The organism is Saccharicrinis sp. GN24d3, from assembly GCF_052400645.1.
Classification (GTDB): domain Bacteria; phylum Bacteroidota; class Bacteroidia; order Bacteroidales; family Marinilabiliaceae; genus Saccharicrinis.
In genome coordinates this window covers 104,949-128,246 of the sequence record NZ_JBQTGI010000010.1, presented here as the reverse complement: position 1 = coordinate 128,246, position 23,298 = coordinate 104,949, and the positions used below count along the sequence as shown (strand labels likewise).

17 protein-coding genes are annotated in these 23,298 nt (G+C 38.9%); 7 read left to right on the top strand and 10 right to left on the bottom strand.

Annotated elements, in window-relative coordinates:
• The first annotated feature begins 159 nt into the window (after positions 1-159).
• The 6 genes from ACT29I_RS13270 to ACT29I_RS13245 all read left to right on the top strand — a co-directional run bounded on the left by ACT29I_RS13270 (position 160) and on the right by ACT29I_RS13245 (position 7,157).
• Positions 160-1,008 carry a mechanosensitive ion channel family protein gene (locus ACT29I_RS13270; protein ID WP_444793663.1) on the top strand — a complete coding sequence of 283 codons (849 nt, stop codon included), beginning with the start codon at positions 160-162 and terminating at the stop codon, positions 1,006-1,008.
• A gap of 5 nt (positions 1,009-1,013) precedes the next feature.
• Complete coding sequence (locus ACT29I_RS13265; RefSeq protein WP_430933906.1) at positions 1,014-1,853, top strand: mechanosensitive ion channel family protein; 840 nt, start codon at positions 1,014-1,016, stop codon at positions 1,851-1,853.
• A 4-nt stretch (positions 1,854-1,857) separates the two neighbouring features.
• Entirely contained in the window at positions 1,858-4,005 is a 2,148-nt protein-coding gene (locus ACT29I_RS13260) for an ATP-grasp domain-containing protein (protein WP_430933905.1), read from the top strand.
• 338 nt (positions 4,006-4,343) lie between these two features.
• Positions 4,344-4,796, top strand: coding sequence for an Hsp20/alpha crystallin family protein (locus ACT29I_RS13255; protein ID WP_444793662.1), 453 nt, complete (start codon positions 4,344-4,346; stop codon positions 4,794-4,796).
• A 143-nt stretch (positions 4,797-4,939) separates the two neighbouring features.
• A complete protein-coding gene (locus tag ACT29I_RS13250; RefSeq protein ID WP_444793661.1) occupies positions 4,940-5,449 on the top strand; it encodes an Hsp20/alpha crystallin family protein in 510 nt (169 codons plus the stop codon).
• A 187-nt stretch (positions 5,450-5,636) separates the two neighbouring features.
• The gene (locus ACT29I_RS13245) at positions 5,637-7,157 is read left to right on the top strand and encodes a Do family serine endopeptidase (protein ID WP_430933902.1); all 1,521 of its coding nucleotides are present in this window, start codon (positions 5,637-5,639) and stop codon (positions 7,155-7,157) included.
• Between the two features lie 341 nt (positions 7,158-7,498).
• Here the strand turns inward: ACT29I_RS13245 and ACT29I_RS13240 are convergent, their stop codons facing one another.
• The 4 genes from ACT29I_RS13240 to ACT29I_RS13225 form a co-directional block, all read right to left on the bottom strand.
• Positions 7,499-8,371, bottom strand: coding sequence for a tetratricopeptide repeat protein (locus ACT29I_RS13240; RefSeq protein WP_444793660.1), 873 nt, complete (start codon positions 8,369-8,371; stop codon positions 7,499-7,501).
• An 82-nt stretch (positions 8,372-8,453) separates the two neighbouring features.
• Positions 8,454-9,650: a glycoside hydrolase family 88 protein gene (locus ACT29I_RS13235; RefSeq protein ID WP_444793659.1), complete on the bottom strand. Its 1,197-nt coding sequence runs from the start codon at positions 9,648-9,650 to the stop codon at positions 8,454-8,456.
• Positions 9,651-9,860: 210 nt separating this feature from the next.
• A complete protein-coding gene (locus ACT29I_RS13230; RefSeq protein WP_430933899.1) occupies positions 9,861-10,556 on the bottom strand; it encodes an SGNH/GDSL hydrolase family protein in 696 nt (231 codons plus the stop codon).
• Between the two features lie 6 nt (positions 10,557-10,562).
• Positions 10,563-12,203 (bottom strand): GH39 family glycosyl hydrolase, encoded by a 1,641-nt coding sequence (locus tag ACT29I_RS13225; RefSeq protein WP_444793658.1) that lies wholly within the window; start codon positions 12,201-12,203, stop codon positions 10,563-10,565.
• 649 nt (positions 12,204-12,852) lie between these two features.
• Here ACT29I_RS13225 and ACT29I_RS13220 point away from each other — a divergent pair.
• On the top strand, positions 12,853-14,271 hold the full coding sequence (locus ACT29I_RS13220; protein ID WP_444793657.1) for a sulfatase-like hydrolase/transferase: 1,419 nt from the start codon (positions 12,853-12,855) through the stop codon (positions 14,269-14,271).
• 694 nt (positions 14,272-14,965) lie between these two features.
• On the opposite strand, the gene ACT29I_RS13215 is transcribed toward ACT29I_RS13220, so the two are convergent.
• The 6 genes from ACT29I_RS13215 to ACT29I_RS13190 form a co-directional block, all read right to left on the bottom strand.
• The gene (locus ACT29I_RS13215) at positions 14,966-16,339 is read right to left on the bottom strand and encodes a family 43 glycosylhydrolase (RefSeq protein WP_444793656.1); all 1,374 of its coding nucleotides are present in this window, start codon (positions 16,337-16,339) and stop codon (positions 14,966-14,968) included.
• Between the two features lie 96 nt (positions 16,340-16,435).
• Positions 16,436-18,961 (bottom strand): glycosyl hydrolase family 95 catalytic domain-containing protein, encoded by a 2,526-nt coding sequence (locus ACT29I_RS13210; protein WP_444793655.1) that lies wholly within the window; start codon positions 18,959-18,961, stop codon positions 16,436-16,438.
• 64 nt (positions 18,962-19,025) lie between these two features.
• Positions 19,026-20,660: a sialate O-acetylesterase gene (locus ACT29I_RS13205; RefSeq protein WP_444793654.1), complete on the bottom strand. Its 1,635-nt coding sequence runs from the start codon at positions 20,658-20,660 to the stop codon at positions 19,026-19,028.
• A 53-nt stretch (positions 20,661-20,713) separates the two neighbouring features.
• A complete protein-coding gene (locus tag ACT29I_RS13200; protein WP_444793653.1) occupies positions 20,714-21,634 on the bottom strand; it encodes a hypothetical protein in 921 nt (306 codons plus the stop codon).
• 29 nt (positions 21,635-21,663) lie between these two features.
• Complete coding sequence (locus ACT29I_RS13195) at positions 21,664-22,800, bottom strand: 4Fe-4S binding protein (protein ID WP_444793652.1); 1,137 nt, start codon at positions 22,798-22,800, stop codon at positions 21,664-21,666.
• 25 nt (positions 22,801-22,825) lie between these two features.
• Complete coding sequence (locus ACT29I_RS13190) at positions 22,826-23,107, bottom strand: hypothetical protein (RefSeq protein WP_430933891.1); 282 nt, start codon at positions 23,105-23,107, stop codon at positions 22,826-22,828.
• Positions 23,108-23,298: the final 191 nt, after the last annotated feature.

Genomic DNA, 23,298 nt, shown 5'->3' with positions numbered 1-23,298 from the left:
TGGGGACCGTAATTATTCCGGTAAATAATTAGTATATTACCTCCCATATTCTGCTGAAAAATGGCAGAATATGGGAGGTGAGGTACCTAAAGTTAAGCTTTTGGAATGGTAAAACATTGACATTATTCGTACATTGTTAATGTAAAATACGACACATAAATGGAAGAATATTATACCCTAATTAAAATTGGCATAGTTGTTTTAGCAGCCCTAATAATTAACCTTATATTACGAAGAGTGATTAAACTTTTGACGACCAAATACGCCAAAAGAGTTTCAGCCGATGCCACCTCGTTTTCGTTCCTTAAAAATTCTGTAGGGTTCATCATATTTAGTGTAGTCATCATTTATATTATCCAATATATACCGGGATTAAAAAATATTGGGACTGCTTTATTTGCCGGTGCAGGTATTTTTGCTGCCATTGTTGGTTTTGCAGCCCAAAAAGCGTTTGGAAATATAATAAGCGGTATATTTATACTGATATTTCGTCCTTTTAGGGTGGGTGATACGGTGTATATTGGTAACATATACCGAGGTATTGTTGAGGAGATAACATTAAGACATATTGTAATTCGGGATTACGAAAACAGGAGAATTATTATACCCAATGGAATTATCAGTGAAGAAACCATAGTAAACAGTTCCATCTCGGATATTTCCATCAAAAAGCATATTGAATTCCGCATAGATTTTAATTCTGACATCGATAAAGCGCTGGAGATATTGAAGGAAGAGGCAGAAAAGCATCCATTGACAGTGGATGCCAGAACCGCTGAACAAATTGAAAAGGGCTCGCCTAAAGTAATGGTCAGGATCGTAACCATTGAAGAGTATGCCTATCGACTGCGGGCTTGGGTTTGGGCCAAGGATAACGATGATGCGTTCATTATATCCTGTGACTTAAACTATTCAATACCCAAACTATTTAAAGAGAATGGCATTTCGATACCCTATCCTCACCAAGAGGTTATAATAAAAAAACAGCTTGATAAATTTGGAAAGTAACTCATATGATGGAAGAAATTAAAAACGTTTTAGATTATACCATACTTAATTTGGGCAATACGCAATTAAAAGTTTTTACGCTATTTATAATAATTGCCATTTATTTTGTCACTAGGCTTATTCTTAGAATCATAAAAAAGGCTTTATGGCAAAAACGATTATTTAGTAAGCTTGACGATGGAACTGCCTACGCCATATTTAAAATCATCAAGTATATAGTTTGGCTTATTGCCATCGGTTTCTTTTTGGAATCCATGGGCATTAAATTAACTTTACTTATAGCCGGTTCAGCTGCTCTGTTGGTTGGGGTAGGTCTTGGTTTACAACAAACCTTTAACGATGTTATTTCCGGAATCATCTTATTATCGGAGCGTTCCATCAAACTAGGTGATATTTTGGAAATTGATGGTGACATCGTTAAGGTTCAAATTATTGGAATTAGAACATCGAAAGGATTAAACCGGGACGAAATAACGGTGATCATCCCCAATTCCCTGATTACAACAAACAAAGTAATCAACTGGAGTCATCAGTCAAAGAAAACCAGGTTTAAAATAAATATTGGCGTTAGCTATGGAAGTGACATTGAGTTGGTGATAAAAACCCTGGAAGCCAGCGTTTTAGCTCATCCCGACATATTCAACAAGAACTTGATAGAAGCCAGACTGATTGATTTTGGATCGTCATCCATTGATTTTCAGGTCCTGTTTTTTAGCGAGAATATATTTGAAATAGAAAGAGTCAAAAGCGATATCAGAAGAATTATTCATGCCAAACTGAAGGAAAATGGCATAACTATCCCATTCCCTCAAATGGATTTACATTTAAAATCAAAAGAATTTTAATAAAATGAAAATAGCGCTTATTTATAATAAAGATTTAACGGGTGTAATTAACACGTTGGGCATGCAGAATAAAGAGTTTTATTCTGAGGCGAATGTAAAACGGGTAGCCGAAAGCCTTGAAAAAGCCGGGCATAATGTACATATTTTAGATGGAAACATGTACATCATTGAACGTCTGCAACATTATATGCCCAGGGTTATTGATGGTGAGCATATGGGAATGGTGTTTAATATGGCCTATGGTATTCAAGGTGAAAGCAGATATACGCACATCCCTTCCATGCTGGAAATGCTAGGAATTCCTTACGTGGGCTCGACACCTTCGGGACATGCTTTGGCATTAGATAAAGTAATGACAAAAATTGTTTGGCAAAACCACCGGTTGCCAACGCCCGATTTTTGGGTTTTCAGCAGTGTTGAGGACGACTTTTCAACGGTTCATTATCCAGTAATTGTTAAACCCAAAATGGAAAGCGTTTCTTTTGGGCTCAAGGTGGTTTACAACCAAGAAGATTTAAAAGAAGCCGTTAATTTTATTGTAACGGAATTTCAGCAACAAGCTTTAGTGGAGGAGTTTATTCGTGGAAGAGAATTTTGTGTTGGTCTGCTCGGAAACAACCCGGTTGAAGCCTTTCCTGTTTTGGAAATAGACCTGGAGGGTGACCCTGATGCCATTCAAACGGTGGGTGATAAAAAAGGAAAACCACGCCAAAAAGTCTGTCCGGCCAATATATCTCCGGAACTGGCCGACAGAATGCAAAAATTCAGTATTGAATCCTTTAAAGCTTTAGGTTTAAGAGATTTCGCCCGGGTTGACATACGCTTGGACGAAGAGGACAATATATATTTGTTAGAAATTAACTCCATGGCAAGCCTTGGGGTTTCCGGCTCTTATCCCCATGCGGCAAAAGTAGCAGGTTACGATTATCAGAAATTGGTTAATCGAATGCTGGACGTTGCTGCGATTAGATATTTTGGTGGCATGCGACCTATCGAAGGAGAGGCATCTTCAAAGAAACTTCCTTTACACAGTCGTCTTCGCACTTTTATCCGAAGTAGAAACGACCAGGCAGAGACATTGTTGGAGAAACTGGTTAATATCAACACATATGTTCGTAACGTAAGTGGTATCAACCAGGCCATTAATTTAATAAAAACAGAATTAGCACCTATTGGTTTTACGCAAGAGGTTTTTCCGAACCTTGAAGTGGGCAACGTGGTTTATTTCTCAAATTCTTATAAAGAAGAAGTTGATTGGCTCTTAATATTGTCTGTTGATGACCAACAAAAACTGGAAGAACAGGAATCTTTTTATGCAACAGAACACAAGTTATACGGTACTGGTGTATGGGAAAACAAAGGTGGTATTGTAACAACATTACTGGCATTGCAGGCTTTAAGGTTTAGCCGCTTATTAAAAAAACTTAAAATTGGAGTTATAGTTATTCCTGATACTAATATCGGCGGTAAGTTCTCACGAGAAGTGTTAAATACTAAAGCAGCAAAAGCAAGGCACATTATTGCTTTGCATGGAGGAAATGATGAAGGAAGTGTTATTACCAGCCGCTCAGGTAGTACCAATTACGTTTACGATGTTAAATTGGTTGACAATACAGCTGAGAATGTGGCAAAAGTATCGGCCCTATTTTATAAAACTTTGGCATCTATTGTGGATATCTCAAAGAATAACCCGGATGTGGTATTAGCCCCATACAACACCAGTTTTAAATCAAATATCTTTAAAGGTTTTGCCAGCGGCTCCTCTAAAATAAGTGTTCGCTTTAACCACAAAGAAGAGTATGAAGCGATTGACCAAAAAGTCAGTAAATTGGTAACCCCTACAAAGAATCAGTTAAAAATGTATAGCAGTCAGTTGCAAGGCGGGGTTTCAAGGCTTCCGATGCCCGAATCTGAAGATAGCAAAAGGGTATTCAATATCTTGCGGAAATTGTCAAAACTAAGCGATGTGAATATTAAAAAAGAACACCGTTGGAGCTCGTCTAACATTTGTAATGTAGTAAAAGGTTGCCCTAAAATTGACGGACTGGGACCCACAGGCGGTTACGATAAAAAATGGGCTGAGTACATATACAGAAATAGTATTACGGACAGAGCTTTGCTTTTGGCTCTTTTGTTAAATGAAAAACTATAAAATTGGATTCGTATTCCCATGGGCTATAATGGCCTATGGGAATACCATTGAAAACAGTTATTATTCGTGAATAAGTAGCGGTAATTATTTACACTCCATCATACCCTATGCAAGTTTGTCAGCTAAAGAGGTCATTATGACATTATTACTCCCCTTCCCTCTGTCAAAATTACTGACGAATCATATCCTCTCTTTTATACTCAAAAAACTAAATATTTGTAAATCAGCAAAAACACTAAAACAGCGTAAGAGGTTACTGTAAATTGGCATTCTGTTTGAAAAATCCTCAATGAGTTTATAAAAATTTGTTGAACTAAAATTTTTGGAGGATTAACGCTATGACACTTGCAAAATTATCAAACAACTGGTTCCCATCAGTTCCTTCAATTTTCGATAGGTTTTTTGATGGCGAATTAATGGATTGGAATAGGACCAACTATTCCAGCACAGACACTACCTTACCTGCGGTAAACGTTAAAGAAAACAACAATGAGTTTTTAATTGACGTTGCTGCTCCGGGGTTATCTAAAGAAGACTTCAAATTAAACTATGACAACGGTCGCTTGACTATTTCATCTGAAAAGAAAAATGAATTTGAAGAAAAAGAGGGCGAAAAGATCACAAGACGTGAATATAGTTACCAGTCGTTCCAACGCTCATTCACCGTTTCTGAAAATGTAGTTGACGCGGAAAAAATTGGAGCCAATTACGAAAACGGGATCCTTCACATCACACTTCCTAAACGTGAGGAAGTTAAGCCCAAACCCGCAAAACAAATTAAGATTATGTAATTGATAATGGGCAGGCCATCCCTGCCCTGTTTTATAAATCTTAAATTTCTTGTTAAGAAATGAGCCATTGTATTGTTTCCTCATACGGGTAAATCAATATTGGCAAGTTTCTCCAATAACTTAGAAACTAAAACTTAAATGAGATGAAAACAATTATATGTAATAGCATTTACCCTTGGTTCAACCCATTGTTTGAGTTTAGTGTCTTTGAGCCATTCATTAAATATGAGAATGCGGTAACGGAGGAGGTTTCACAAACTCCTGATGCTTACAAAATTAAATATTCCGTTCCCGGTTTAAAAAAAAGAGACTTAAATATTTGTGTACAGGACAAGATTCTAACTGTTAAAGGCGCTTTTAAAAAAGGTAAATCGTGGTGGAATAATAAAGAAAACAAGACAATAGAACACCACTTTTTAAAAAACACAAGGTTGTCAGTTGATATGGATATTGATAAAATAAAAGCTAAACTGAAAGATGGAGTTTTAAATATTGAAATACCTAAAAAAGAAAAATTTATAAGCTACCGGGAAATTCCGGTATCAGGCAAATCCGAAACAATAAAGGCTATTGATACCGAAAGGAATAAGGCCACAAGCATTATTAAGAATTTTAAGCAACAAATTGGAAGTCTATTTAAAAAATCAGCATAGTGGCAGTGCTTATATCCAGCTGTTTAAACGGCTAATCATTGGAAATCATTAATACAAATACTTATAAATATACATAAAAAGCCAGATGAAACACTGGAAAAAACAATGCAACAAAAAAAAGAGACTTGTGGTTTAGTTCACTAAATAGTCATCAATAAAAACTATTTATTAAAAGGAGGGCAACGTAATGAAACGATTTAGTTTATTATTAATTGCAGCAGTTTTAGGCAGCGCCCTTACAATAGGTACTTTTCAGTTTATAGGAACGAAAACAAGTAAAACTGTTAAAGTTGAACATATTTCCGGTACCCCAGTTGTTGGCGCTGCTTATTCGGTAAATAAAAATGGCGAAATAGTACCGTTAGAGTTTACGGAAGTGGCAAAAAAAGTAATGCCTGCGGTTGTACATATTAAATCAACACAGGTTCAAAACGTTCAGAACTACAATTATCGTCAATATCCTGATCGGTTTAGGGATTTTTTTCAAGATGATATGTTCAAACATTTTTTTGGACCTGACTTTAAATTTGATTCACCACAACCCCAAAACAGAGGACCTCAAACAAGGGTAGGAACAGGTTCCGGGGTCATCATCAATGCCGATGGTTATGTTGTAACAAATAATCATGTTATTGCTAATGCGGACGACATTGAGGTTACCTTGGATGACAATCGGGTGTTTAAAGCGAAAATAATCGGTACAGACTCTTCCACTGATTTGGCGCTGCTACAAATAAAAGAAAAGGATTTACCATACTTACCACTTGTAAACTCAGATGAAGTGCAAGTTGGGGAATGGGTGTTGGCAGTAGGGAATCCTTTTAATTTAAATTCAACTGTAACGGCCGGAATCATTAGTGCCACAGGGCGAAATATAAATATTTTAAGGGATCAAAGTGCCATTGAATCTTTTATTCAAACAGATGCGGCCATCAATCCCGGTAATAGCGGAGGCGCCCTGGTAAACCTTCATGGCGGTTTGATTGGCATTAATACCGCTATTGCGAGCCCTACCGGAGCTTATGCAGGATATGGCTTTGCTGTTCCGGCGAATATTGTTTCCAAAGTGATTGATGATTTGCTCAAATATGGAATGGTGCAAAGAGGTTATCTGGGATTAATAATTCGCAGCGTCGACGGTAACCTCGCCAAAGAAAAAGACCTTTATGTGACTGAAGGTGTTTTTGTGGACAGCATTGCGAAGAATAGTGCAGCCGGAGAAGCCGGAATTAAAGTTGGTGATGTGATTTCAAAAGTAGATGATATTCAAGTAAATGCTTCTGCTAAATTACTTGAAATTATAGGAAGACATCATCCGGGAGATAAAGTGGCACTCGAAGTTGACCGGAAAGGTAAGAAACTGGAATTCCTGGTCACACTGCGAAATCAAGAGGGAAAAACAAAGCTGAATGAACGGGATGCCAAAAAAATACTGGATGTATTAGGGGTAGAGTTAGAAGAGATAGATAAAACAACCGCCAACAAACTTGGTATAGATAGTGGATTGAGGATTACAAAGTTATTCGCCGGAAAATTAAAGAGGCATACCGATGTACGAGTTGGTTTTATTATTACAAAAGTGGATGGAGAACCTTACAAGTCGATTAAGGAACTTGTAAAATACCTTGAAAACAAAAAAGGTGGTGTTATGATGGAAGGTGTCTATGAGGATTATCCGGGGACTTATTATTACGCCTTTGGGTTGTAGCCAACTTAAGTAATAGTTCGCAGTAAAATTTTAAAAGATGTGTGAAATAAAAATATCCGGGTTTTGCTTTTAAGGTTGAATTCTATTTTAAACGATGACCAGCCTGCTCTTACTAAGGCAAGGCTATATTAAGCCAATACCTGCAAAGCATTTCCCGGGTATGTATGAGTTGTATCCTTTCTGGATTCGCTTAAGCACATCACCCCTTTGGCTACCTGCTTCACACCAATGCGTGAGATATTAAATGAGGATTAACCCTTAAACCAGAATCATTAAAGGAAGTCAAAATTTAATGCTTGAGGATTTAAGGATTAAACCGGCTTTTTAACCGTTAATTCTAATTATTTAAACTTTAACGCTTTCTCTTTTTCTCCCAGTCTTGTATATACGGCATACAGCATCTTTTTCAAATTAGGATCCTGTTTAACTTGGTATGCTTTTAACAGGTAACCTTCAGCTTCCCGATAAATGACTTTAGCTTCCTCCAGCGATTTATGATAGTTTGAGTAATCAACCCGTGTTGGCTTTGCTATTGCTTCGTATGCTTTTTTCTTTTTAGCATATACCTTGTTCCCTTTTTCGAAAAGAATATGACCCAGCCGCATATTCGCTGACGTGTATTCCGCATCCTTGTCCAGTGCTAATTTATAAGCTTCAACAGCTTGATCAATGTCACCTTGGCTTTGGTAGGCCACTCCCATATAATACTTGTACTTTGGAGAATCCGGGAACCATTGTCCCATTTTTTCGGATGAAATCAATAGTTTATCGTACTGTTTAGTTTTTAGATAATGTGAACTTAGTGCTTTCTCAACATCCACTTTAAACTCGGGAAAATATTTTACTTTTTCCATCAATGCCCATTCATGCATTTCATGGTTTTTCATCTCTTTGGTTAAAGATATAGCCTTGTCATAAATGGACAATTCAAGCACCTTATAATTGAGAGCCTTTTTATAATGCTTCAGCGCTTCCCGAACATTACCTGTCTCTTCTAAACAAATACCGGCGTATCCATAAGCTTCTGCGAGCTGCACAGAGTCGCCTATTTCTGTTGCAAAGGCATCTTTATATTTCGATAAAGCCTCGCTGTAGTTTTGTTCCAACACTAAACTTTTTGCTGTATTGAATATCGCGTTTGCCTCTTGTCCCACCACTTGCCATGTCGAAATTATGACAAGTATAGCCAATATTATTTTTCTTAGGTTATTCATCTTTTTACATTTTCTTTCAAAGGTCATACAACCTGCATGAAACCATTAATTTACAAGGTTTTGGTATTGATTACACTGCCGATTACTGATAAGCCATCATTTCCCCTTCGTCCATTCTTTTCAAGCGCAACAATGCTTCCATAAAATAGTAATCGGCATAAATAATTGGTACGTCAATTTCGGAATTTCGAGGATGGTTTCCCGTTGAATGCAACAAAATAGCATTATTGGTTTCCCTGCTCCAATATTTATCAGACGAAAGAGTTGACAAAAGCGTTTCAGCGGCATTCTTGTATTTGTGCGCTAATTCTCTTTCTTCTACCTGGTTGGAAAGCTCTAACATACCACAAGCAGCAATTGCGGCAGCCGATGCATCTTTGGGAGCTTTGGGAATGCGTGGGTCGTCAAAATCCCAAAAAGGGATACCGTCTTCAGGCATACGTTCCAGAAAATGATCTGCCAGTTTTTTGGAGGTCTCCAGAAAGTCTTTCCGTCCCGTTTCGCGGCTGGCAATGGCAAAGCCATAAATACCCCAGGTTTGTCCGCGTGCCCACATAGATTCATCGGCATAACCCTGATGTGTGTGTCCCTTAATAAATTCACCTGTTTCCTTGTCAAAATCCCCTACATGGTAAACGGCATTATCCGAGCGAACTATATTTTTCATGGTCACTTCGGCGTGACTCTCTGCCATTTGATATAATTGTTGACCGCCCCCGTTTTTGGATGCCCAGAACAACAATTCCAGATTCATCATATTATCGATGATGGTATTATGCGAATACTCTTTTTTGCGAGGCCAGGAATGAATAGTACCTACATGAGGATTATAAAGCGTTGCCAAGGTATCCGCGGCAGCCAACATCACCTCCTTGTAGGCCTTATTTCCGGTCAATCGGTAACCGTTGCCAAAACTACAATACACCTGAAAACCTATATCATGATCGTAAGCCTTGTTAAAGGCAATGTATTTAATAGGTTCGGTAAATTTTTTAGCTTGCTTTAATATTTCCTCATTACCCGTATACTCATAGGCATACCAAAGTACGCCCGGATAGAAACCGCTGGTCCAATCTTTTACCCCCACATAATTCCATTCCTTTTTACCCGGATCAATGTTTCGGGGGAATGAATCTGCATACTGGGTTTGACCTATACTTTTTGTAACCTGCTCAAGGCAATAATCCAACGAAACCTTTGTATCCAATTCTTGAGGGGTTGTACAACTAATCATAAGCGCGACAAGTACCAATTGACTTAAAATTAATAGTTTTCTCATTTTAATATTTTAATAATGTGTATCTACTGCAATTCCTTAATGCCATACACAGGTTGTTTATTACAATTTTTATTGTAACGAAAGTAGATAAAACCCAAAAATGAAGATAGGGAAAGCATACCAAACAATGCAATGATTGTTGCATGGTTGCGTATGTCACTCAAGCACAAAGCATTCAGTACTATTTGCCACATACACACCATATTCATCTCAGTGTTTCTTTTTTAGTGCCTTGGAAATGGATTTTTCGAACAAAAGCCCCATCATTTGGTAACCCTTGTAATTGGGATGTACCCCATCCGGAGAAAACTCTTTTTTTAAACCTTTGTGTTCGTTCGCCATTGGCGTGTGGCAGTCAATATAGGAAAGCTTGTTTTTTTTTGCGTAAGCTTTCAGCAGTTTATTGAGTTCGATAACCTTTTCCGCAGGTTTTATTTCCTTTCTCCATTTGTATTGCACAACCGGCAAAACAGAACACAACACAACCTCAATTTGATTGGCTTTGGCCAATTCAACCATTGAAAATATATTGCCTGCTATCTCCTTTATCGTAATGGGGCCTTTATTTTGCGCTATATCGTTGGTTCCGGCTAAAATCACGACCACCTTAGGCTGAAGCTCAATAACATCTGCTCGAAAACGAAGCAACATTTGCGATGTCACCTGTCCGCTGATACCCCTATTAATATAAGGTTTACCTTTCCAGAACATAGAATCTCGGGAGCCCCATTTTTCGGTTATGGAGTTGCCCATAAAAACCACTCTCTGCTCTTTTTTTGCTGGAACTTTGAGCATGGCGTTTTCTTTCCGGTAACGATTCAAATTGGCCCAATCGGTTTCTTGTGCAGACAAAACGTTTGGCATGAGCAAAGTTAGCAATAGAAATACCGCATTTAAACTTTTCATAACTTATTAATTAATTTGCTGAATAAGAAGTACATTCCAAGCCGCAATTTCTCTATTAATAGTAAGTTTCCCATCCTTATCTGCAATAATGATTTCTGTTTTCAAGTTATTTGCATAATCCTTCATCACTTTTATTTGCTCACGTGTTGGAGGCTCCGGCTTTCCCATTTTTTCCCAATAGTTATAAATATTCCCGTGGTCTTTATCCAGTGTTTCTATTTTAAACTGGGTTCCGGGTTTTAAATCAGTCATGGTAACATTTAGCTGACGCGATTTTCCTTCCTCATATTTCTCAATTTTCTTAATGCTTGCCGGAACTGCCTGGTAATGATCTTCAGGATAGTTATAGGCTAGCGCAACCACTTTTCCGTTACCTGATTTGCGGCTTACGAACAAGAAATCGTTCTTAAACAGTTTTTCGTCACCCAACTGATGCAGCATTTTGTATGCATGATAAGTAGGTTTTACCAACCCCTGGTAGTTGATCATACCGAAACCGCCATGAAAAATACTTGCTCCTCCTCCTTTCTCTTCAAAAATATCAGTGAAGGTCCAAAATGCCAACGAGTTGGTTAAACCGATACAATCCAGGTTAACCTTTGTGATGTACGCGGCGGGAGGAAGAAAATCGTGCATGGCGTCCCTACTGTTAGGACTGGTATTCCACTCTGTCAAATGAATTTCAGCATCAGGGTAAGCGCTGTTAGCAATTACTTCGTTTAACCATTTAATGTCAATCATGGTAGAATTTACAAAACGAGAAAAATCTTTTCCTTTACCTGTTCTGGGATCCAACGGGTAATCGGTAGGATAAGGGTGTGTGGTGACAAAATCTACCGGAAGATTCTCTTTTTTACAATATTCAAGGAAGTCTTCTATCCAAACGCCACGCCACGCCAAATCGTTGATGTTTTCAGCTGTAAACGTTTTGGTAAATCCCTTGGTGTCTTCCCGTTCGCCTTTATAGCGATCATCAGCCACAAAGTTACTTGTTGAAGGACCGCCTACCTTCAACAGACTATCCACAGAGCGTACTGCTTTTACAGATGCCTTATACAAGTCGAAATATTGCGATTTTGTTCCATCAAAAAAAGCTCTGCACAAGTTTGGTTCATTCCAAACCTCAAAATACCAGGTACGTACTTCATCCATCCCATATCTATCAACACAGTGTTGGGTAAAAGCTTTTACCAGATCATGCCATTTCCCTAAATACCCTTCTCCGGGAGTCGTGTACGCTTTCCACCAGAATACGGTCTGAGAATTTTCAGCCGCCATGGTTTTTGGAAAATAACTCAGCTCAACAAAAGGACGAACATCCAGCTCGAGCATGCGATCAAACACATCATCGATATATTGCCAGTTGTAGGTAGTTTTACCTCTTTCTGTAACAATTGGAAACATATCATCGTGAAATAAGCCATGGAATCGCACTGTTTCGAAACCACAGGTCTGATGAACCAGTTCAAGCTGTTCGAGCCAGCCTGCCCTTAAAGCTTCGTTGGCCCGACCTGCACCAACACATTTACTCCAAAAATGATCGAATGTTTCACCTTCAGATGTGGCACTTATCGTTACGTTATTTTGAGCACTTACCAGTTGAGTAAGCACCATAACTATTAAAATAAAAATATTCTTCAATTGCATTTAATAATTTTTTAGTCATGATAAACAATAAAGCTAAGTTAAGTATGCTGAAATTATCCGTATGAAGAATTTATCTCAAAGAGTAGTAAATATGTTGCATTCGCGGTTTACCTTAACGTAAACAACTACCTCCTTAAACAAAAAACCTTTTTTTTCTGAACCCACCTGAATGTTAACCCAATATTTCCCTTTTATATCACCATTATAAATACAACAGTAGCAAGGAGATATCTCTTTTCGGTTGTTTCCGGTTAAAATTATCAGAGATCCGTCTTTCGGGATTTGAAAAATTCCTTCATGTCAGGCCGATTCAGCTGTCCCGATTGCTAGCATGATAGAAAATCTTACAAGGCTGTTTTTCAATAAGGTTTTGGTTTTGGTCAACGAATTGGCATTTAAATGAAGCTATTTGACAATTGTGGATTAAATACCAAAAAGTTAGAATACAATTTAATCACTGCCTGTGATATGAAACAGGAACTTATCTTAATGAAACATTCAAGACAACTACTTACAGAAAAATAATGGAATGAAATCCCGGATATAATTAATCCGAAACTACTGTATTCTTATCTTTGTCCGAGTTAAGAATACTAATTTTACCTTTTAGTTAAAAGAGAGTGGCACCAATAAAAATGACAAAACAGATATGAAGACAGCAAATATCTTTTCGATAGCACTACTAATTTCAGCTTTATTCTCCCAATCTATAGTAAGTCAAAAAAATAAGGTTGACAAGCAAAAAACAAATGTAATTTTACTAATGGCAGATGATTTAGGATGGGGAGATGTTGGTTTTAACGGCAATAAAAAAATTATTACCCCACATTTAGACGACATGTCGGATGATGGTATCCGTTTTACGGATTTTTACGCTGCGGCCCCACTTTGCTCACCGACAAGGGCCAGTTGTTTAACCGGTCGCAGTCCTTTCCGTCAGGGAATATTTGCTGCGCATACTGGTGCCATGCGGCATGCAGAAAAAACCATTGCCGAAGTGCTAAAAAATGAAGGTTATCAAACCGGTTTCTTCGGCAAATGGCACCTGGGATGGATAGAATCAGAAAAAGTTGAGTCAAGAGGCTATTATTCACCACCATGGCAACACGGATACGATGAAACATTCGCTACTAAAAGCGCTGTTCCCACCTGGAACCCAACTAAGACACCTGCGGGGTGGAACAGCTGGGGAAGTATGGATGATGGTTCGTGGGGTGGATCGATATATGTTCACAACGGTGTACCAGCAAAGGAAAATTTAGAGGGTGACGATAGCCGTATTATCATGGACAGGGCCATCCCTTTTATTGAAAAATCGATTAATGAGGGAAAACCGTTTTTTGCTACTATCTGGTTTCACGCACCACATGAACCGGTAGTTGCCGGTCCCGAGTATTTAGCTAAATATCCCAATCTGCCGGAAGACCAAAAACACTTGTATGGCTGCATTACTGCCATGGACGAACAAATAGGCCGTTTAAGAACATTTTTACAAGAACAAGGAATTGAAGAAAACACGGTACTTTTCTTTTGCAGCGATAACGGCCCTGCCGATCCTCAGGCCAAAGCAGGAATAGCATCTGCCGGACCGTATCGCGGACACAAACATCAGATGTGGGAAGGCGGTCTTCGTGTACCATCTCTAATATTATGGCCTGAGCATATCAATGGCGCACAGGTTACCAATTTCCAGGCCAATACCAACGATTACTTTCCTACTATTCTGGATATGCTTAATATCCCTGTTCATACTAAAATTCCTTTAGACGGAATAAGCTTAGTTCCTGTTTTAAAAGGAATAACAGCTAAACGAAACAAAAGTATGGCCTTTGGCTATAAGCGCATTTATAAAAACACGGAATTATTTGCATTATTAAACGGTAAATACAAAATCTGTATTCCGGATAAAGGCAAAGATATGATGCTTTTTAATTTGGAAGAAGATCCTTCTGAATCGCATGACCTGGCAAGTGAAATGCCGGAATTATTTGAAAGGATGAAAGCAGCACTTCAGGAAACGAAAGAATCGTGGAAAGACAGTCGCGAAGGGAAAGATTATCAATGGTAAATGATTTTTTGGCAGGAGAATAAAATAAAACTGCTTACCCCCATCCTCACACCATTTTTCAACGGCCATAGCTTTGCAATGTTCCCGCTAAAGTAATAGCGACAAGTGATCGGCGAAGGATTTGGTGTGGTACCCTCCCCTATCTCAGGTATTCGGGGAAGAGCCATTTGCATGGAGCTTTAATTTGAATAGTTAGTGAAAATCTTACAACCAAATGAAAAACAATAAACTTCTATCTCTGATTGCACTATTCGTTTCCTGTTCTTTCAACCATAAAATAAATCGATATAGTCGGAAAACGATTATATCATGGTTGATGCCAAAGTAAATGATAAAGAAGGATCAAACACACTGTAATGGCAACCGACTCAGAATTTTACAATGAGGCAGTCGCCAGAACCGGGGGAGCTATGAAAAATGGTACTCTAAAAGAAATCCTGTTACGCAAAACAACTACTTCAAAACAAGGCGTTTTACGGAGTTGCTCATACTCTCCTGAGCGGTGCAATGCCTCGTATCAGCAACTCCTTGTTTTATGGTATTTTAAATGCTCATTACATATCTCTAATACATATCCGGGTTTAATCACTTGCTCATCAACAACTAATTCGCTTTTTTTCATGCCGACAATTCGTTTGTTTTTTGCAAAGGAAACACCGGTAACAAAAAAATAACTTTGATGAAAGACTACCGACTATTCATCATCAAAAACCTGCTCCAGTTTAATATAATCAATTGCAAATTGTCCCTTTGAAGGTTTCCAGTTGCTCTTGAAAATACGTACTAAGTTATCTCCGGCTTTTAATTCTACAATACCAAAATCAATTTCGGTAAAGGTTTCTGATGGTGGAAAAACAAAACCTCTATATTGATGACTATTTATCAACACATTGTGGTTTGATTCTCCAGCAGGGGAAGCATATCGTACTTTAAAACGATATTTAGACGGTTTTGCTACTTGAGCCAAAATTGATACATGGTCGTAGGGATTATCAAAATTTGTAACATATCCTCTACCACTGTAATCTTGTATATATGTATCAACAATTACATTGTATAAGTCGCCACCGGCAGCAAAGCCGTTTTCAGCTTCTAACTTGAGTGTTGTTTTTGTACGCTTTGCATTAGCCAAACCTTCTTTTGAAGGAACAATGGGAATAATATTTCCCTCTTTGTCATACCTAAGGTAATCTGCCATTACGCAGCGTGTTTCACTTAATCCGCCGGATAACCAAGCGCTGTGGTAAAACATGATATCTTTTCCTTTATAAGTCACAATACCTCCATGATTGGTGCCACTTTGACCTTCAAAATCATCGATAAAACAACCTTTATATTCGTATGGTCCTAAGGGTTTATCGGCCACGCCATAAAACATCTTTTCAGGCCATCGTCGTGGAGTAAGGCCGGGGTAAGTCAGGTAATACTTTCCTTTATATTTATGAACCCAGGGACCCTCAAACACATACTTTAACTGGGGCTTTAGGTCTACTTCTGTTTCTGGTTTAATAGACATTAAATCATCATTCAATTCAGCGCCGTAGCACTGACGGTCGTGCCCCCAAAAAAGATATGGAGTACCCTGCCCGTCCGGCAGGCGGGCATCGTCATCGATAAAAATAGCAGGATCCTGACCAAATTCCACTCCTTTAATATAACCTAAGTCGGTAAAAGGTCCTTCGGGACGGTCACTACGGGCAACCCCGGTTCTAAAAAGTCCGATACCGGCTTCTTTCATGCAATATATAAGGTAGTATTTTCCCCGGTAATAGGCCGCATCCATGGCCCAGGCATGACTCTCTGCCCAATCTACATTTTCTAAATGTAATATACGGCCATGGTCTGTCCAATTGACCATGTCGGTAGTAGAAAAGGCATGATAGCCAGTCATTCCGTAATGGTTATTAGAACCGGGTTCATCATGGCTGGTATAAACCCAAAGGCGATCGTCGTTTGGCCAAACATGGGGTGAAGGATCGGCTGTAAAAACATGGGTAAAAACAGGGTTTTGCGCAGAACCAACCGTTAGCACAAAACACATACTAAGTAGCAGAAATATTTTCTTCATGGTAATAAATTTCTTACAAAACAGCTAAGTCGCAAAAAAATAAATATATCTTCTCTACCACTTCGCGTTTTTGCCGTTATAATTTTTTTTAGGTCTTTACTTTTTCACCATAATGATGGTTTGTCCAGCTTCGGTTTCAATATCGTACAAATAAGTATCTTTTAAATCAAAACCTTTTAATTCAGCTTTTTTTGAAATGATTGGCTCTTGAATATCCGGAACCTGATAGAATTGGTTTTTGTTCTTACCCTTGGCAATGGTAAGTGCTTTGCCTCCTTCGGTTGTTAACTCAGAATAGGAACGGATTCTGCAATTACCCCCTAAATTGGACTTGATAACAGCTTTTACGATCTCGCCGTTATTCCATTCCAACGATTCAATTTCGAATCCTCCACGAGCACGCAGTCCCGTTACGCTTCCTGTAAGCCAAACATCGGGCAATGCAGGAATTAAATGGATAGCTCCATCGTGACTCTGCATCATCATTTCTGTTAAACCGGAAGTAAACCCAAAGTTTCCATCAATTTGAAAAGGTGGGTGGGCGTCTAACATGTTGCCATAAGTACCGCCACCTCGAGTGCCGGGAACACCAACCAATTTAATTTGGTCGGTCATCATTTTGTAAGCATGGTTACCATCTAATAACCGTGCCCACTGGTTAATCTTCCAGTTCATCGACCAACCGGTAGACGGGTCTCCTCGGTATATCAACACATTCTTTACAGCTTCTGCCAGTTCCGGTGTACGGTAAGGTGAAAAATGATTGGAAGGATGCATCCCATATAAATGCGAAATATGACGGTGCTTATCTTCCGGATCGTCCCAATCGTGAATCCATTCCTGAATTTGCCCGTGCTGACCTATTTGGTTTGGTGCCAGTTTTGGCAAGGTGGCTTCGATTTCCTTAATAAGTTCAGCATCTTCATTTAATAACTTAGCTGCCTCGGCCGTTTTGGTCAACATATCAAAAATCAATTGATTGTCCATAGTAGTTGCATAGGCAATATTGACCATTTTTGGCATATGAGCAGGTCTGTTTTCGGGCGAAGTGGAAGGTGCAAAAATCAACCACCCATTTTCAGGTTCAGGTGTTAAGAAGCTAAGACAGAACTCAGCAGAACCTTTCATGGCAGGATACACCTCACGTAAATATTCCAGATCGCCATTGTACAGGTATTTCTCCCATAAGTGTTGACTCAGCCACATTCCTCCGCTAGGCCACATACCCCAGGTAGCCCCATCAACCGGGCCGCAAATACGCCACAAATCGGTATTATGGTGACATACCCAACCTTCTGCTCCATACATATCGCGAGCTGTTTTTTGACCGGCTACCGATAATTCTTTTACCAACTCAATCAAGGGTTCGTGGGTCTCGCTCAGGTTGGTTGGTTCCGCAGGCCAGTAATTCATCTCGGTATTGATATTTACCGTATAAGCACTTTTCCATGGAGGAGTAAGCTCGTTACACCATATCCCCTGCAAATTACCTGCCTGTCCTCCGGGTTGAGAAGAACATATCAACAAGTAACGTCCATACTGATAATAAAGAGCTGCTAAAGCCGGATCATTTCCTACAGCAAATTGCTTAATACGCACATTGGTTGGGTTCTTGATAGAATCTGTAACACCCAAATTAAGCGATACCCTGTTGAAATATTTTTGGTATAAAGAAGAATGGCCTGATTTTAATTGGCCATAATCTTTCTTTTCAGCCTTGGCCAAATACTCTGTCGCTCGTTGGTGCTCATTAGCACTAACATCTTTGTAATTTACAAAATTGGTTGCTATGGATAAATACAGCGTAGCAGTATTGGCTCCATCTAAAACCAGGGTGCTATCAGTAGCAGATAGCCAACCTCCCTCAGGCACTATTTTTAATCTTGATTCGAATTTTACACGACCTTCGATAGGCTTAGCATTTTCAGGTGTTCTTTTACTTTTTAGGTCTGCACCTTTTCCGGTCATAGTAAGTATGTCGTTACCTTCTGTTTTCACCTCAACCACAGAAGGTGCAGGGCGATCCATGCCGGCAAAAAAACTGATTTTACCTTTCTCGCTAGCTGTTAACCTGATAACAATCACCTGGTCGGCAAAAGAGGTAAATACTTCTCTTTGATACTGAACACCATCTACCGTGTAAGAAGTTCGGTTGACTGCATCTTCAATATCTAATTCACGGTAGTAATTAGAATAATCATCGTGATTGTTGAAGTTTAACCTCAAGTTACCAACGGTTTCATAGTTCATCCCATGTGAAGTTTTTGAAATAATCTTCGCATTGGCCAGGTTGTGCGCTTCCTTATACTTACCATCGAAAAGTAACTGACGAATCTCTTGCAAAATACCTTTTGCTTCCGGATTATCATTTCTATGTGGACCTCCGGCCCACAGGGTTCCTTCGTTTAATTGGATATTTTCCTTGTCGGGTCTACCGAACACCATGGCTCCCAATCGACCGTTACCAATAGGCAATGCTTCGTTCCAGTCTGCTGCCGGGGCATCATACCAGAGCTTAAGATTACTATTTTGTCTTTCAGCTGTATTGCACCCGCCGATTAATAAGGTAAACATGCATACCGAAATCAAGCAGAATTTACCATGTTGAGATAATCTTTTCATTTTTTTTATTTTGTAATTATTATTAGCTCAATAATTTATACTTTCTTGTTGATCCTCTATTAAATTATTTTACTGTTGTAAAAAGCGATGAAGGCAAACCCTCTTTGTTATATAAATTTACACCCTCCGGGTTTGAAGACCAGGCATAACGAACCTCTGCGGGATATAAGATTTCCGGATGAGATACTTCAACTTTATTTTTACCAATAATCTTTGCTTGCGCCCATTTCCACTTTCTATCCAACCCGCAAATCTGGAAACGTTTTAAAGGTTCATTTACGGCCACAGTTGGTTCCATCAAGTGTTTTTTGCCTACCATTAAGCCAGAACCGGCATGGTTAAAAGTTATAATTACTTTATTATCCTTAATCTTTGAGGTCTTGTAAATAGGGCCACTGCAAACTATTTTTTTTCCATAGGCTTTATTCAATGCCCACAAGGACAGTCTTTTTCCTGCATCCATCTTGTTTTTAGGATGAATATCTTTTGCTTCTCCAATATCATTTAACACGGCCATTCCCGAATTTGGTATTTCCATTGCCCGTCGCATCTGATCCTGCACGGTTACCCAGCCATCAACCTCTTCAAGAGGATCTGCATTTGGATCTTTATAATTGGCCAGCTGGCAATAATAGAAATATAACTTCTCCTGATCCCAAGCTTTACGCCAACCATTGACCATGGCAGACAGTCGCATGGCATATTGCTCCGGTAAGTTATTTCCGTTGCTCTCGCCCTGATACCAGATGGCTCCCTTTATAGCAAAAGGAACTACCGTGTGAATCATTCCATTATACAAGGTTGAAGCGGTTTGTTTATTCCTATCAGGATGTTCTGGTTTAGGAGGCTTTCTCGGCTCGTTTTCACCCTTCTGTTTGGCCTCCTGCGCTTTCAATTTCCAATTAGCCATCTCTTGCTCAAATTCTTTATTCACTTTTTCCTCGTCCCAGTTAGCCAAAGCTTGCTGATAGCTATCTATCTCATTCTTGTAAAACGATTTAAGTGTTTCATTGATTTGATAAGAATGCATCGGTATCCAAGGTTCCACTTTTGTACCGCCCAGATTACAAGCTATAATTGCCACAGGCACATTCAATTCACGACGTAATTCGCGGGCAAAGAAATAAGCTGTCCCACAAAATTCATGTACAGGTCCTTTTACGGCTTTAGACCATGTTCCTTTACCCAGGTACTTTTCTTTGAGAACACTACAGTCCTTACCTACTCTAAACTGACGTAATAAAGTATCGTTTGCATTAGCCTCTTCTTTTCTTAAATATTCTACTAATGGCTCATATTTAGGCTCTTTGGCTTTCCCAATCAACATCCTAAAAGGACGATACATATTGGATTGTCCGCCGGCAAACCAAACCTCTCCCACCAACACATCCGTAATTTCCACGGCTGCACTGTCACCATTCAACAACGCAGAGATCGTCATGGTTTTAGAAACAGCCGATGCCTTCAACGGACTAAGAACCACCTGCCAACGGCCATTTGCATTTACTTTAACGCTGTTTGTTTGGCCCGCAAAAGAAACTTCAACCGTTGCACCTGCATCAGAGGTTCCCCAAACCGGTACTTCCTGGCCTTGCTGCACCACCATGTGATCGTTGAATATTGCCGGCATGGTTAATTCCACAGCCGAACAAATTCCGGTAAGCAATAATCCGAGTATAATCGATATTAACCTGTTCATGTTATGTTACAAATTTATAGTTTTATCCATGCCCGAAACAGGCAACAAGAACTTTATTTTAAATAAGGCTCTTCCCCCTGAATGGATTCTATGATTCTCAACGCTTTATTAATTTCGCCTTTTGATCCCCTTAAAAGAAGCGATACAGCTCCCTCTGCACCGCCAATTCCACCGGAACCATAATGTATGACTTCCAGTTCCGCAAACTGCTTTATGGCTTCGATTTCGGTGAATAACTCTCCTTTAACACTCCAAAGCCACGGTGTCTTTCGATCTACTTTTTCGTGTTCTATTTTGCTATACCTGCTCATTAGATCAATATTCCCGGAAGATTCCTTTTCTAGTCCTGCCGGAATAATAAAGCGAAGTTTCTTTTCTTGTACAAAAGGGTAAATATTTCCAGTAGTTCCACCGGTTGGATGACCAATCAGTATGGCAGCCTGTCCTTTTTGATGATTGATGATATTAGCTCCTTTTATTATGATATCACCTTCTTTCATTTCCGGCAATATTTCTTGATAGTCAATGTCGGATATCGTTCCGTTTACAAAAACCAATTCATTGCGCTTTTTACTTCTATCCACTTTTTTATCCGATTTGGCAGGACTGATATACCCATACACGTATTCCCCGCTGTTTAGGGAGTCCTTGATCATTTCTTCGGCTACATATGTGTTGGTTGTTCCTTTGGTCAGAATAATCTTACCGTTTCTCAAGCGTTCCTTTACTGGCGGGTACACCACCAGTCCCTTTGCAATCAGACGTTTGCTTTCAGCCACGGTTAAGGACACCCATGTTTGATGCGTTCCTGCTTTTAACCCAACAGGAGACTCAACTATCGTCTGATTCTTTTGCGTTTGTTCAATTATAACATTCGTATCACTTGATTTAAGAAAATCAAAACGGTTTATTTTTATTACCAAAATGAGCAAGGTAACAGCCAAAACCAGACTTAGAATTTTATCACTCTTCATAAGTTATCATTAAATCAAAATGTTATTATTTATTTACGAATCCATTCCAGCATAAATCCGACAGGACAAAAGAACCTGCACCAGGCTTTGGGAACAAACATTGCCAGCACCAGAAAGAATGAGGCGAACCCAATAACCCAAAGGCTCACTTTTGTTATGGAAAATATGGTGAATGGCTCTATTAATGTTAAATCATATGAGTATCCTGTCCATAAACTCACCAATAAAACCAAAAATATTCTCTCCCTCAAAGGCTTCAGAATTTTTGTTCCCCTGGGCGAAATCCGAATCTTTTTTGAACACGCTTTCCCGCATAGTTCCTGCACTGCCCCATAAGGACACACCCATGAACAATAAAAAGCTTTACCAAAAACGATTGGGATTACACTCGCCGAGGCCACCAGAATAATCATGATCAACTGGAGCTGCCAGTTAACGCCTCCCGATAACCAATTTATGATCTGAACAAACGAGATCAGCCTTCCTAGCCAGAAACCAAAAACAAGTACTGTTAACAATTGCAGTACAGTTCTGTATTTCATCATTTTTTGAGGAAGAAAGCAGGCAATGACAAGGACGACCAAGAGCAGCAAGGAAACAATATTCTCGACCTTCCAAAAATTAAACTTTGGCTTAACCTGAATTGTTGCAGCTGAATTTTGTACTCCCGAAATAATAGCATGACTCGTAATTGTGGCTCCGGCAACGGCGTCAACCGGTAAACTTTTTATTTGATTGCGTTGAAGACCGTTCCATTTTTTTAGAATGCCTTTTTTTACCGCATCAGCCAGATAATTTTCACTTTCATAATTCTCTCCCAACAGAATACCGCATATCGTATCATTAACATCAGTAAAAGTTATAACAGGCACACGACCTCCATAGCCATGTTCTCCTTTATAAGTAAAAGCATAACCTATTAATACATCTGAATGATTGAAAATATTAAACTGAAAATTGTTTACCCTTTTCATGGCATCTACATTAGGGAAAAAGCTTTTACAATCTTCAGGCTCAAGCCCAACGATATATTCTTTACTTACTTTATCTTTTAAAGAAATTCCAAATACACGTCCTCTCCAAGCCCCGGCAGAAAGTAGTAATAATCCGATTAAAACGAGGTTAATTACGGATTTAAGAATGCTATCCCAAGATTTAATTTTCATATTAATAAATTAGCCTGCAAGATATTTACTCTTCGTTAATAACTTTAATCAATTGTACATTATTATCTTTTTCACAAGCTATTAAATAAAATCCATTTGCATACTCACTAAAATCAAGTTCTGCTTTAACATCAAAAACATTTACACTTATTAAATCTAATTTACTGCCTATTAAATTATAAATTGCAATACGCCCATACCCCCCCTGTCCAAGCATTACTTGCGCTTTATTTTTTAACAGATTTGGAAATACACGAATATTTTCCGCTTTGTGATCTTCAATTCCTATGTGATACTCTGTTACCAACAATGATAATTCAGGAGCACTAGAACCTTCTTTTGAGTGGAAGTCAATCCCGTTTCCTGTGAAATTAGCGCATTTAAATAAGCTGCCTCAACATCGGATTTAAAAGCATTTGAATTCTCTTCTTTTTCAGTAACCACTGTAAACTTACCCCTTCTTCCCTGATGCCACTAACTCAACGGTCAATTATTCAT